This is a genomic window from Xanthobacter sp. DMC47, from assembly GCF_056313845.1.
The window spans coordinates 36,848-49,460 of record NZ_JBQUZM010000007.1 but is presented as its reverse complement, the minus strand read 5'-3'; the positions used below and the strand labels follow the sequence as shown (position 1 = coordinate 49,460).

Sequence of the window (12,613 nt, the reverse complement as noted above, 5' to 3'; positions counted from 1 at the left end):
CCCCTCTTTCAGCCGGCACGACCCCTGAGACAGGATCGCGGCCCAGACCTGCGACATGAGGAGAGGCACGGGGGAACCGCAACGGCCCCGTCGCGCTTGAGATCCGGCCGGCACCGGTGGGGCCGGCGCGCTTGCGTCCCGGCCACGCTTGGCGCAGTAGAAGCTCTCCACCATCGGGTTCACCAATGGCTCCCACAGTCCTGCTAGCGGATATCGGCGGCACCACCACCCGGGTCGCCCGGGCCGGCGCCGACGGCATCCCGTTCGATGTCCGGCTCGAAGCCAACGATTCTTATGCCTCGCTCGAGGATCTGCTGGGCACGTACCTCGCCTCCGTCAGCGGAGAGGCTCCCAGGTGCGGCGCTCTGGCGGTGGCGGGCCCCATCGACGGCGACGATGTGCGGCTCACCAACCGCAACTGGCGCTTCTCCACGCAAAAGCTCGCGGCCGATCTCTCGTTCCAGCTGCTCTCGGTGCTCAACGATTTCGAGGCATTCGCCCACGGTCTGCCGCTGCTCACCCGCGACGATCTGCTGGAGGTGGGCACCGGCCGTGCGGTTGCCGGCGCGCCCATGCTGCTGTCCGGCCCCGGGACCGGGCTCGGCACCGCCCTCATCCTGCCGCGGGAAGCCGGCTACGAGGTGCTCGCCAGCGAGGCCGGGCACATGCGCCTTGGCGCGGTGACCACCGACGAGGCCCGCATCGTCGCCCATCTGGTGCGCGACCTCGGCCCGGTATCGGTGGAGCACGTGCTGTCCGGCCCCGGACTGGTGCGCCTGCACCGCATCCTCTCCGGCGAGAGCCTGTCCTCCCACGCCATCATCAAGGCGGCGCTGGACGGTCAGCGGCAGGAGAAGGAAAGCTGCCACATCTTCCTGCGCCTGCTCGGCCGGGTGCTGGGCGACCTCGCACTCGCCGTGGATGCCAAGGGCGGCGTGTATGTGGGCGGCGGCGTCGGCCGGGCCATGGCGCATCTGTTCGCCGAAAGTCCGTTCCGCACCGCGTTCGAGGAGCACCCGCCCTATCACGACCGCCTGGCGCAGATTCCCATTCACGTGGTGATGCACGCGACGCCCGGGCTCGTCGGCATCGGAGAGATCGGCCGCCGCCTGCTGGTGGAGTGCTGACGCCGATTGGTCAGGCTGCGGCGCGGGCTTCCCGGCCGCAGAAGGCGGCGATGAGGCTTGCCAGCTCCCGTGAGGCGGAACAGGCGTTGCCGGCGGCGCGTAGAGCGAGTTCCGTTGGCGGGATCGCCGGCCAGAGGTCGGACGTGGGCAGTTCCTTGAGCCTGGGGTTGAGCGCAAGGTCGCTCAGGACCGTCACCCCCAAACCACCTGCAAGGGCCGCCTCGATGCCGATCAGGCTCGGGCATTCATAGGCCACCCGCCAGGAGCGACCGGCCCTCTCCAAGGCGTGGACGGCCCGGTTGCGATAAAGGCAGCCCTGCCGGAAGGCGGCGAGGCTGACGACCTCCTCTTCCGGCTCGAAGCCCGCCCCACAGACCCACATCAGGCGTTCCGGCCAAGCTGCCACCGCCGGTCCGGAGCCGGGCTCGCGCTTGAGCAGCACCACATCCAGTTCGCCGCGGGTAAAGCCGGCATCGAGATCGCAGCTGAGCCCGCACTCCACCGCAAGGCGCACCGCAGGACGCGCACGTGCGAATTCGGCCACCACCGAGGTCAGGGCCGCGAGGGCGAAATCGTCCGGGATGCCGAGCCGCACCACCCGGGCCGGCGCCACGCCGGACAAGGCGGCGCGAGCCTCCGCACCGAGCGCAAGAATCCGCCGGGCGTAACCGAGCAGACGCTCGCCTTCGGCGGTGACGCTCACCCCTCGGGCGTCGCGGATCAGCAGTTGGTGGCCGAGCTGATCTTCCAGCCGCCGCACCTGCTGGCTGACGGTCGACTGCGTGCGATGGACGCGCTCGCCCGCGCGGGTGAAGCCACCCGCATCCACCACGCTCACGAACGCCTTCAGGAGATCCATATCCAGCATCGGACGCCCACAACATTTAGATTTCCACTAGCTAATATTGAATCATTCGATTTTTCAATCCTCGATCGGCGTGCTTCTCTGCGGGTCAGGAGATGTCATGACCGCCACGCCCCTCCCCCTCGTCGCCTCGCGCCGGACAGACGCACTGCTGCCCGTCTTCATCGCAGCGTTCTGCATCATCTGGAGCTCGGCCTTTGCGGTCGCCAAGGTGGCGCTGGCGGATTGTCCGCCCTTGCTGCTCCTTTCCGGACGCTTCCTCGTGGCCGGGTTGCTCGTGCTGGGTGCCTGCCTGCTATTCCTCCCCGCCTCCCACTTCCGCCGCCTGAACCTGCGCGATATCGCAGCGCTCGCCGCAATGGGCATCCTCAACAACGCGGTCTATCTCGGCCTGAGCTATGTGGGCATGACTCATGTGTCGTCGGGCTTCACCGCCGTTCTCGTCTCCGCCAACCCGCTGCTGACGGCCCTCGGCGCGGCGATGCTGCTGGGAGAGCGGCTCACGGGGCGCAAGCTGCTCGGGCTGGTCCTCGGCATGATCGGCGTGGCGATCGTTGTGCGCTCACGCATCGTCTCCGGCCACGAGGATCCGCTCGGCACCACCTATGTGGTCGGGGCTCTTCTCGCGCTCACGGCGGCGACGCTGATGTTCAAGAAGGTTCGCACCTCGGCGTCCCTGTTCGTCGGCAGCGGCATACAGTCTTTGGCGGGCGGGCTCGCGCTGCTGCCGGTGGCGCTGTGGCGGGAGGACGTAGCATCCATTCACCCGACCCTCACGCTGGGCCTGTCCTTCGCCTGGCTGACGCTGGCCGGCTCGGTCGGCGCGTTCAGCCTGTGGTTCTTCATCCTCGGCCGCACCAGCGCTACCCGCGCGAGTGCCTTGCACTTCCTGATGCCGCCGCTTGGGCTGATGTTCGGATGGCTCCTGCTGGGCGAGCCGGTGCCGCCGCTCGATCTCGTCGGCATCGTGCCGATCGCCCTCGGCATCCGCCTCGTGACGACAACGCCATCGACTCAGAAGCGGTAATAGGCGGCGAGCACCACGCCGTTTTCCTGCGGCGCGTTGCGGGCGAAGGCGGTGCCGAACACCGATAATTGCAGGGTGACGGCCGCCGAGAGGTCGTAGGCCGCACCCATCTGCACCTTGTAATACTCGTAGGAGTCGCCGAAGTACGGCCCCGTCCCCGCCCCCTCAGAGATCACGTTGAACGACTGTGCGAGAAGCTGCCAGCGTTCGACAACCCGCCAGCCCAACGTGACATCGAGATGCAGTTCGTCCGGGGGCGGGCCGAAGCGCATGCGCTGGGCGAGCTGGACATCGAGGAAAGCGGGCTTTCCGAACATGGTGAAGGACAGGCCGTAGAGCAGCCGCAGGTCGATCTCGGGGTCCTCGTAGCCCACCGCGGCGGCGCTCTGGGAATTCCCGGTACCCGGAAAGCGGCCAACGAACTGCGCCGAGACCACGCTCGTGTCGTCGCGCCACAGCCGCACGCGCGCCCCGACATCCTGATAGCCTAGCCCCGTATAGGACGATGGCGAAGGCTCACCAAACGAGACCGAGAGGAACTGAGGCGCTGCGACCAGCGTCAGCCAGTCGGTCGCGCCGTACTCGAAGACGAGGGTGACCTCCGCCTTGTCATAGGGTCGGCTGGCATAGAGATCGTACGAGGGTCCGAATTCGGTCGCGGAATAGGCTGCCGAGCTTTGCAGGATGACCTGCCCGTGCCCTTCCTCCTGCGTCCAGGCGCCTCCGCGTACCGGCGCGGGGACCGCCAGAACGATCAGGACAATGAGCGCGCTTGCAGGGCAGAACCTGGTCCGCTCGAAAGCGAATTTGCCGAGGTGGATTTTTCCACGCGCCAGTCTCCAGGCGGCAAGACATGCCCGCCCGACCGTGATCCGGTGCTTCAGATAATCCCCCAACCGCATGCCCTGACCCCATGCGGGTTGAAACTATACCTTAACGCAGCCGCAACGGTATGCCTGACGTAAAGTGACCTTGCGTAAATTTCATCCAGCCTCGTCTTGCCGCCTCATCGCGAACCCACCATATTGACGGCGAACGCGCAGGCTCGGCCTCGGCCGGTCTTGGGCGTTTGAGATTTCTTCAAGGGGAACGACGATGTCCGATTATGATCGCAACGTCGCCGGGCGTTTCAACCCGTCGGTGGCACGCTCGCAGGCCGCGATCGACCAAGGGCTGCGGACGTACATGCTCAGCGTGTACAACTACATGGCGCTGGGCCTCGCCATCACCGGCGCGGCAGCGCTCGGCATCTACATGCTTTCGGTGACCACCGATCCGGCGTCGGCCGCGGGCCGTGTTGCCGGCGGCATCATGCTGACGCAGTTCGGTTACGCTCTGTTCGTGAGCCCGCTGAAGTGGGTGGTGATGCTGGCCCCGCTCGCAGCGGTCTTCTTCCTGAGCTTCCGCATCGAGCGCATGAGCGTATCGGCTGCCCAGCTGACCTTCTGGGTCTATGCGGCGCTGGTGGGCATTTCGCTCTCGACGATCTTCCTCGTGTATACCCACGAGAGCGTCGTGCGGGTGTTCTTCATCACCGCCGCCTCGTTCGGTGCGCTGAGCCTCTACGGCTACACCACGCAGCGTGATCTGTCCGGCATGGGCTCCTTCCTGATGATGGGCCTGTTCGGCATCATCATCGCCTCGCTGGTGAACATCTTCCTCGGCTCGACGATGCTTCAGTTCATCGTGTCCGTGGTCGGCGTGCTGGTTTTCGCGGGCCTGACCGCCTACGACACGCAGCGCATCAAGGAAATGTACTTCGTCGGCGACGACGTCGCCGTCGCGGGGAAGAAGGCCATCATGGGCGCTCTCGCGCTCTACCTGGACTTCATCAACATGTTCATGATGCTGCTGCAGCTGTTTGGCAACCGCAACAACTGATGCGATGCCCCGCAGGGGCAAGCCCGAAACAGGAAGGCCCCGGCAATGCCGGGGCCTTTTTCTTTGGCAGGGAGCTCGAACGGGGAGTCAGCCGCGGCCGATGAAGGGCATCTTGGTCGCCATCACCGTCATGAACTGCACGTTGGCCTCCAGCGGCAGGCTGGCCATGTAGACCACGGCGCTCGCCACATGGGCCACATCCATCACCGGCTCCACCTTGATGGAGAGGTCGGCCTGCGGCACGCCCGCCTTCATCTTCTGCGCCATGGGGGTGTCGGCATTGCCGATATCGATCTGTCCGCAGGCGATGTCATAGGCCCGGCCGTCCAGCGACGTGGACTTGGTGAGCCCGGTGATGGCGTGCTTGGTCGAGGTGTAGGGGGCCGAGAACGGCCGCGGGGCCGTCGCGGAGATGGAGCCGTTGTTGATGATGCGACCGCCGCGCGGTTCCTGCGCCTTCATCACCCGGAACGCCTCCTGGGTACACAGGAACGGGCCGGTGAGATTGGTGGAGACCACCTGCTGCCATTGAGCGAAGGTGAGTTCATCAAGCGGGATCGCCGGCGCACCGGTGCCGGCATTGTTGAACAGGAGATCGACGCGGCCGAACTTCTCCACGGTCGCCGCGAACAGCGCCCGCACGGACTCCGGATCGGTCACGTCGGTTGCCACGGCCACGTAGGGCGCATCGCCGAGCGTCGCCGCGGTCTCCTCCAGGGCATCGAGCCGGCGGCCGGCGAGGGCCACGGCATAGCCAGCCTCGGCCAACGCCACGGCCACCGCCCGGCCCACGCCCGAGCCGGCTCCGGTAACGATGGCGACCTTCCGTCCTGCCTTGCTCATATGCTTCCTCCCGGTTCTTGGCCGGGCGGTTCTAAATCGTTTTGAAGCCCCGCGACAAGACGCTTTGGACCGGGAGTGCGCCGCTTTCAGTCCGGCGCGCGCGCCGCGAGGGCATCGAAATCGATGTAGTGGCCAGCCCGATCCCGCTTGGAGGCGAGGTAGCGGACATTTTCGGCCGTCGGGCGACCCAGAACCCGTTGGTCGGCGACCACATCCAGCCCGGCCGCTTTCAGAGCATCAATCTTCTGCGGATTGTTGGTGAACACCCGAACCGCCGAAACGCCGAGCTGGCGCAGCATCGCGGCGGCGAAATCAAACCGCCGCTGGTCGAGGTCGAAGCCGAGCGCGGCGTCCGCGTCATACGTGTCGTATCCCTGCGCCTGGAGGGCATAGGCGCGCATCTTGTTGGAGATGCCATTCCCGCGCCCCTCCTGATCCAGATAGAGCAGGATGCCGCCATCGCCCTCGGCCATGCGGCGGACGGTGTCTCGCAGCTGGTCGCCGCAGTCACACTTCAGAGAGCCGAAGAGGTCGCCGGTCAGGCACGCGGAATGCAGCCGCACGGCCACCGGCCGCGACAGGTCCGGACGACCGACGATGATCGCAACCTGGTCGCGAAGGCCGTCACCGCCGCGGAAGACGACAAATTCGGTCTCAGGCGCGCCTTCGAGCGGCACCGGCGCGCGGCCGACGATGGCCAGCCGCGCAACCTCCGCGGCCCGGAAGGCCATGATGTCGTCCGCCTCCACCGTCACCAGGCCAGCGGCCATGGCCTCCGGGACGGAGCAAACCACCGCCGCCGGAAGCACCAGGGCGAGCGCCAGCAGCTCCAGCGCTGCGACCTGAGCCGGCGTCGCAGGCGCGACCGGAGCATCGAGCCGGGCGTCGGGCTTGAGCGCGAGAAGGGCGACGCGGGCGGCATCGAGATGCGGCAGCGCGACAGCGCCCGCCAAGGCGCGTGGCGATCCCATCCGATTCAGCCGAGGCGCCGCGAGCACAAGGCTGGCATCGACCGCATGGGCCGTCTCGAGCACTCCGGCCATTGCCGGATCGAATGCCTCGGCTGCGACGACCACCGCGCGAACGTCGCCCGCCGCGATCACAACGGCGCGAGCGGAGCGAACCTCCGCGATGGCGCGCTCCACGGAAAGCCGCCCGGCGTCTGGCGCAAACCCAAGACCCTCAACGATGGACGCCATATTGACCTCTCACAGCGGGAAACACGGGCCGCTCGGCGGCATGAACGATCTGTCGTATCGGCAGGAGCGTAACAAACGGCATGATGACGCGTTCCTGATCGAGCCGTCTCCTTACGCCGGGCGAGGACCGATGGATGACATGACCCTGCGGCCCCGGTCGCACAAGCGAGTGAGTGGATCGCCGGTGAACGACAAGGGAAAGCAGGCGGACTTCCGCCCGTACGTCATCGCCCAGCTCGGCCAGTCCCTGGACGGCCGCATCGCCACGACATCGGGCGACTCCAAATATATCAACGGCCCGCACGCGCTCGATCATTTGCATGCCCTGCGCGCGTCGGTAGACGCGGTTGTGGTCGGTGTGGGAACGGTCTGCGCCGATGATCCCCTGCTCACGGTGCGCCGCATCGCCGGTACCAGTCCGGCGCGGGTGGTGATTGATCCATCGGGCCGCGTCGATCCCAAGGCGCGCTGCTTTACGAACGACGGCGTTCGCCGGCTGGTCCTGCGGCGGAGCGGGATCGCCACCCCGGTCCCTTCGGGAGTAGAGGTTGTCACGATCGAGAGCGGGCCGGCTTTCGACCCTTCCATCGTCCTTGCCACCCTCGCGCAGCAAGGCTTCCGGCGCATTCTCGTGGAAGGTGGGCCCACCACGCTCTCGGTTTTCCTGGAAGCGGGACTGATCGACCAGCTTCACGTTTTCGTGTCGCCGGTCATCCTCGGCGCCGGTCGCATCGGCTTGTCCCGCAAGGCGTGCGACACTCTGGCCCAAGCGCTGCGCCCCAGGGCACAGGTGCATGTTTTTGCCGACGGAGACGTCCTGTTCCGGTGCGATCTGCGGGAAAGCGCCCGCGGTGCCGGTTCGCGCGACGCGCCGTCGCCCGTGGAGGCCAGCCCCGCCGATGACAAGCCCCTCGAATCTTGCGCCCTACGCGCCGCCGGCTAGGCGGATCCACTGGATCATGGCGGTCCTGGTGATCCTCGTGATCCCGCTCGGGTTTGCCATGATGAACATGGATTCCGGCCCAACCCAGGATCGCCTGTTCGACCTCCACCGGTCCATCGGCTTCACCATTCTGTGCCTTGCCGTGCTGCGGGTCGTGGTGCGCATCCTCAATCCGCCTCCCGCACCGCCGGAAGGCATGCCGAAGTCCCTGTGGATCGTCGCCAACACGGTCCACTTCGCGCTCTATGTCCTGATCTTCGTGATGCCCGTTCTGGGCTGGCTTGCGTCCAACGCCTTCGGCAGCGCGGTCAGCATCTTCGGGCTCTTCACGCTGCCCAACATCGTCGCGAAGAACGACGCCCTGGCCGATCTCTTCGGTGACTGGCACGCGCGCCTTGGCTTCGTCATGACGGGTCTCGTCATCCTACACGCGGGCGCCGGGCTGTGGCATGGCGTTGTCCGCCGCGACGGCGTGCTCTCACGCATGTGGCCGGGTCTGTCGCGCTGATCCCACGGCTTGCGGGCGCGGCCGGCGGCGCCGTCCAGGAAACCGCTTGGTTTCGGGTCCCGGTTGCCGTTGACATGCCGGCGAAGCACTCCTACCACTTAACTAGCCGGCCGGTTTGCAATGCATGAGACGGTCCCTCACGGGACCGTTCATAGGGGATCAAATCGCATGGCCCTACGCGTGTCCGGAAAGAATATCGATGTCGGCGAAGCTCTTCGCCAGCGTCTGACCGAGCGGGTCTCGGAAGTCCTCGGCAAATATTTCGACGGTGGATGGTCAGGACACGTCACCGTCACGAGGGACGGCTCCGGCTACCGATCCGAATGTATGCTCCATCTCGATTCCGGCGTGAACCTCCAGGCGCATGGCAATGCGCAGGACCCGAACGCCTGCGCCGATGTTGCGGTGGAGAAGATCGAGAAGCGCCTGCGCCGCTACAAGCAGCGCCTCAAGGATCGTCACGGGCATGGCAACGGCAATGGTGCCGAGCATGCCGCCCAGAGCTACATCCTCAGCGCCGCGCCGGAGACGGAGACCGAGGAAGAACTCGCCGGCTGGAGTCCGACCGTGGTGGCCGAGCAGGTCACCCGCCTGCGCACCCTCTCGGTTGCCGACGCGGTTGTGGAGCTCGACATCACCGGCGCGCCGGTCGTGGTCTTCCGTCATGCCGGCCATGGCCGGGTGAGCGTCGTCTATCGTCGACCCGATGGCCACGTGGGGTGGATCGATCCGGGTTCCGAGGAACTGCACTAGAAGTCGCGACGGGGAGCCTGTTCGCAGGCTCCCCGCGTTGCGCACCTAAGACTGATGGCCGGGGCGGGATCAGCGGCCGTCTCGGATGAAGGCAATGCCGGGGGGCATGTCCTGAACGCTGTGCCGGTGAGCCCAAGGGGGCGGCCTGAGCGCGTCGGATCTGCATCGACCCGTACCGACGAACCTCTGCGCTCCCGCTCCCGGCTTGAGCCCGAAGCGGGTTAACGCTAGATGGAGGCCGCAGTGACGACCTCCGGGAGGGGTAGCCCTCCGCGTTTTGAATGGGGACGGGGCAATGCAACGGCGCTTTGGGGGCGCCGCCGGCCTTGACCGTTCCTCGCGTCCGCCGCTTTACCGAGCCTCGGCCGCTCGCCCCAGGGACCTGATCGATGCCGCTCGCCGACCTCCTTGCCCCGGACGCAGTGTTTCCGATGCTACGGGCGAGCAGCAAGAAACAGGCCCTGCAGGAGCTTTCCCATCATGCGGGCCAGCTGATGGGCCGCGACCAGCGGGACATCTTCGATACCCTGCTGCAGCGCGAGCGCCTCGGCTCGACGGGCGTCGGCAATGGTATCGCCATCCCACATGGCAAGCTGCCCGGCCTCACCAAGCTATTCGGCCTGTTTGCCCGGCTGGAGAAGCCCATCGATTTCGAATCGCTGGATGGCGCGCCGGTCGACCTCGTGTTCCTGCTGCTGGCTCCTGAAGCGGCCGGCGCGGATCATCTCAAGGCGCTTGCGCGGGTCGCCCGCATGCTGCGCGATCCCGATGTTGTGGAAAAGCTTCGGGCGACGCGGGACGCCGGCGCGATGCACGCGCTGCTCACAGCCGCCTCGGCCTCCAACGCCGCCTGATCAGGCGGGGGGTCGCAAACAAAAACCGGGCCCTTGCAGGCCCGGCTGAAAAACTTTGCGAAATATTCGCCGCTTCCCGACGCTGCGTCGTCAGTGAACGCTGACGGTCACCAATTCGTGCTGCATGGCATTTGCCAGCGCGGCCTCGCGGCTGTCGGTGAGCATGATTGGGGTGCCATCTGCTGCGTGCAGCGTGAACAGGGTCATGCCGGCAGCGATCTGCGGCGCCTGCGGGAACAGGGACGGCACGTCTTCCGACTTGATGCTGCGCACGTAGGCGATCTCGCCGCCGCCGAGGACAGCCAAAGCCTCCGGCGTGATATTCTCAAGGGCCTCGTTTTCGATATCGTGGGTCATCGATCTACTCCTTTACTCCTGGCAAATCCGGCATCCCTCCCCTTCAGGAGCGGGAGACGATGTCGATTCGCTTGGCGTGGCGGGCCGGCTCGGGGCGAACCAGGTCCACGGACAGGAGGCCGTGCTTCAATTCGGCGCCCAGCACGTTCATGCCCTCTGCGAGCACGAAGGTGCGCTGGAACTGCCGGGCGGCGATGCCCCGGTGCAGGAAAATCCGGCCCTGCCCATCCTCGACCTGACGGCCGCGAATGGTCAGTTCCTTCTCCTCCAGCACAACCTCAAGCTGCTCCGCCGTGAAACCCGCCACCGCCAGGGTAATCCTGAGGCGCAGCGGCTCACTGGCGGCTTCGATCCTCTCCACATTGTAGGGAGGATACCCGTCCGCGCTCTTGGCCACCCGGTCGAGCGCCCGCTCGACCTCGTCGAACCCCAGGAGAAAGGGGGACGACAGGGAAGACATCCGCGACATCGGCCAAAGCCCTCGTCAAGCGACTTTGCATTGCCGGGCATGCACCTATCCGGCCATGCCCGCCGGGACCCTTTCGGCATCCCGACCAGCCGCATATGGGGACCGCCGGCTGCCGCCGCAAGGCTGGATGCCGATCCGACTCAGGCGGCGCGGCGCGGGCCCACGGTTTGCCGTGGCGCGAAGCTGTCGGCGTCGGCCGCATGCCACTCGGCGGCATAGGGCGTCTCGTCCGGCGCATCCAGAAGAGCGCCGGATTCGAGGAAGGTGTAGATCCGGTCGAGCGCCTTCACCTCGATGGGGCTGACCCGGTGCCAGACATGGTGGGGCAACAGCTCGCGCGGATGCTCCAACCCTGCGGCGGCAACCAGTTCCGCCAGCGCATGGACGCTGTGGCGGTGGAAGCTCGCCACCCGCTCCGCCTTCTCGTCCACCACGAGTCCCCGCTGCAGATGGGGATCGTTGGTGGTCACCCCCGTGGGGCAGGTGCCGGTGTGGCAGCGCATGGACATGACGCAGCCGAGGGAGAACATGAAGGCACGGGCCGCGTTGCACCAGTCCGCGCCGATGGCCATGTTCGCCGCCATGGAGAAGCCGGACGTCACCTTGCCGGAAGCGGCCAGGCGCACCTCCTGCCGAAGCCCGGTGCCGACCAGCGCATTCCGCATGAGGATCAGGCCTTCGCGGAGCGGCATCCCCAGGTGATCGGCCAGTTCGTGCGGCGCGGCGCCGGTGCCGCCTTCGGCGCCGTCGACCACGACGAAATCCGGCTGGATGCCGGTCTTCACCATGGCCTTGGCGAGGGCGAACACCTCGCTCGGGTGGCCGACGCACAGCTTGATGCCCACCGGCTTGCCGCCGGACAGCTCGCGCAGCTGCGCCACGAATTCCATCATCTGCGCCGGGGTGGAGAAGGCCGAGTGACGGGAGGGCGAGATGCAGTCCTCGCCCAGGGGGATGCCACGGATTTCGGCGATCTCCGGTGTCACCTTGGCGGCCGGCAACACGCCCCCATGGCCGGGCTTGGCGCCTTGGGAGAGCTTGATCTCCACCATCTTCACCTGATCGTCCGTGGCGCGCTCGGCGAAGCGCTCGGGCGAGAAGGTGCCGTCGCGGTTGCGGGCGCCGAAATAGCCGGAGCCCAGCTCCCACACGATGTCGCCGCCATGCATGCGGTGATAGGGCGAGAGTCCGCCCTCGCCGGTGTCGTGATAGCAGCCGGCGGTCTTCGCACCGAGGTTCAGCGCCTCGATGGCGTTGCGTCCCAGCGAGCCGAAGCTCATGGCGGAGACGTTGAGAACCGAGGCGGAGTAAGGCTTCGCGCAGGCGCTTCCGCCTACCGTCACCCGGAAAGGCTCGTGCGCCACCGGCGCCGGCGCGAGGGAATGGGTCATCCACTCGTATTCAGCCGCGTAGGTGTCGAGCTCGGTGCCGAAGGGCTGACGATCCTCCTCGTTCTTCGCGCGGGCGTAGATGATGGAACGGTCTTCGCGGTTGTAGGGTCGCTCGGACTGGTCGTCCTCCATCAGATACTGGCGCAGATAGGGCCGCAGGGCCTCGAAGATCCAGCGCACCGAGCCGATCACCGGATAGTTGCGCAGCAGCGAGTGCTCGGATTGGGTGACGTCGAAAATCCCAACGAGAACAAGGGGAAAGAGCACGCAGAAGACGATCAGCCAGGCCTGATGCGAAGCGAAAGAGAGGAGGAGGCTGATGAGCGCGATCACCGTCACGGCGATGAACACGCTCCACCGCTTCAGCAACGCACGGGTGCTCGAGGACATGAACAG

14 protein-coding genes are annotated in these 12,613 nt (G+C 66.6%); 7 read left to right on the top strand and 7 right to left on the bottom strand.

Features of this window, described 5'->3' with window-relative positions; genetic code table 11:
- Window positions 1-185 precede the first annotated feature (185 nt).
- Complete coding sequence (locus tag ACT54R_RS23790) at window positions 186-1,127, top strand: glucokinase (protein ID WP_476331037.1); 942 nt, start codon at window positions 186-188, stop codon at window positions 1,125-1,127.
- Window positions 1,128-1,137: 10 nt separating this feature from the next.
- On the opposite strand, the gene ACT54R_RS23785 is transcribed toward ACT54R_RS23790, so the two are convergent.
- Window positions 1,138-1,986: a LysR family transcriptional regulator gene (locus ACT54R_RS23785; protein ID WP_476331034.1), complete on the bottom strand. Its 849-nt coding sequence runs from the start codon at window positions 1,984-1,986 to the stop codon at window positions 1,138-1,140.
- Window positions 1,987-2,092: 106 nt separating this feature from the next.
- Between ACT54R_RS23785 and ACT54R_RS23780 the strand changes: the two genes are divergently transcribed.
- Window positions 2,093-3,019 carry a DMT family transporter gene (locus ACT54R_RS23780; protein ID WP_476331031.1) on the top strand — a complete coding sequence of 309 codons (927 nt, stop codon included), beginning with the start codon at window positions 2,093-2,095 and terminating at the stop codon, window positions 3,017-3,019.
- On the opposite strand, the gene ACT54R_RS23775 is transcribed toward ACT54R_RS23780, so the two are convergent.
- Window positions 3,007-3,921 carry a hypothetical protein gene (locus ACT54R_RS23775; protein WP_476331028.1) on the bottom strand — a complete coding sequence of 305 codons (915 nt, stop codon included), beginning with the start codon at window positions 3,919-3,921 and terminating at the stop codon, window positions 3,007-3,009. The two genes, ACT54R_RS23780 and ACT54R_RS23775, sit on opposite strands and share 13 nt — an antisense overlap.
- Window positions 3,922-4,114: 193 nt before the next feature.
- On the opposite strand from ACT54R_RS23775, the gene ACT54R_RS23770 reads away from it, so the two are divergent.
- Window positions 4,115-4,900, top strand: a complete 786-nt coding sequence (locus ACT54R_RS23770; protein WP_168457119.1) for a Bax inhibitor-1/YccA family protein — start codon at window positions 4,115-4,117, stop codon at window positions 4,898-4,900.
- A gap of 87 nt (window positions 4,901-4,987) precedes the next feature.
- Here the strand turns inward: ACT54R_RS23770 and ACT54R_RS23765 are convergent, their stop codons facing one another.
- Together ACT54R_RS23765 and ribA are read right to left on the bottom strand one after the other, a co-directional pair.
- Entirely contained in the window at window positions 4,988-5,743 is a 756-nt protein-coding gene (locus ACT54R_RS23765) for an SDR family oxidoreductase (protein WP_476331024.1), read from the bottom strand.
- Window positions 5,744-5,829: 86 nt separating this feature from the next.
- The gene (gene ribA / locus ACT54R_RS23760) at window positions 5,830-6,888 is read right to left on the bottom strand and encodes a GTP cyclohydrolase II RibA (protein ID WP_476331020.1); all 1,059 of its coding nucleotides are present in this window, start codon (window positions 6,886-6,888) and stop codon (window positions 5,830-5,832) included.
- 43 nt (window positions 6,889-6,931) lie between these two features.
- Here ribA and ACT54R_RS23755 point away from each other — a divergent pair, with 43 nt between their 5' ends.
- From ACT54R_RS23755 to ptsN, 4 genes are all read left to right on the top strand, one after another.
- Entirely contained in the window at window positions 6,932-7,885 is a 954-nt protein-coding gene (locus tag ACT54R_RS23755; RefSeq protein WP_476331017.1) for a RibD family protein, read from the top strand.
- A 16-nt stretch (window positions 7,886-7,901) separates the two neighbouring features.
- A complete protein-coding gene (locus tag ACT54R_RS23750; protein WP_476331014.1) occupies window positions 7,902-8,393 on the top strand; it encodes a cytochrome b in 492 nt (163 codons plus the stop codon).
- 168 nt (window positions 8,394-8,561) lie between these two features.
- Complete coding sequence (gene hpf, locus ACT54R_RS23745; RefSeq protein WP_168457115.1) at window positions 8,562-9,146, top strand: ribosome hibernation-promoting factor, HPF/YfiA family; 585 nt, start codon at window positions 8,562-8,564, stop codon at window positions 9,144-9,146.
- Between the two features lie 389 nt (window positions 9,147-9,535).
- Window positions 9,536-10,000 (top strand): PTS IIA-like nitrogen regulatory protein PtsN, encoded by a 465-nt coding sequence (gene ptsN, locus ACT54R_RS23740; RefSeq protein ID WP_168457114.1) that lies wholly within the window; start codon window positions 9,536-9,538, stop codon window positions 9,998-10,000.
- Between the two features lie 90 nt (window positions 10,001-10,090).
- Here the strand turns inward: ptsN and ACT54R_RS23735 are convergent, their stop codons facing one another.
- From ACT54R_RS23735 to ACT54R_RS23725, 3 genes are all read right to left on the bottom strand, one after another.
- Window positions 10,091-10,357, bottom strand: coding sequence for a BQ00720 family protein (locus ACT54R_RS23735; RefSeq protein WP_168457113.1), 267 nt, complete (start codon window positions 10,355-10,357; stop codon window positions 10,091-10,093).
- Window positions 10,358-10,400: 43 nt separating this feature from the next.
- Window positions 10,401-10,826, bottom strand: coding sequence for an Hsp20 family protein (locus ACT54R_RS23730; RefSeq protein ID WP_476331008.1), 426 nt, complete (start codon window positions 10,824-10,826; stop codon window positions 10,401-10,403).
- Window positions 10,827-10,966: 140 nt separating this feature from the next.
- The gene (locus tag ACT54R_RS23725) at window positions 10,967-12,607 is read right to left on the bottom strand and encodes an FMN-binding glutamate synthase family protein (RefSeq protein ID WP_476331379.1); all 1,641 of its coding nucleotides are present in this window, start codon (window positions 12,605-12,607) and stop codon (window positions 10,967-10,969) included.
- Window positions 12,608-12,613 lie beyond the last annotated feature (6 nt).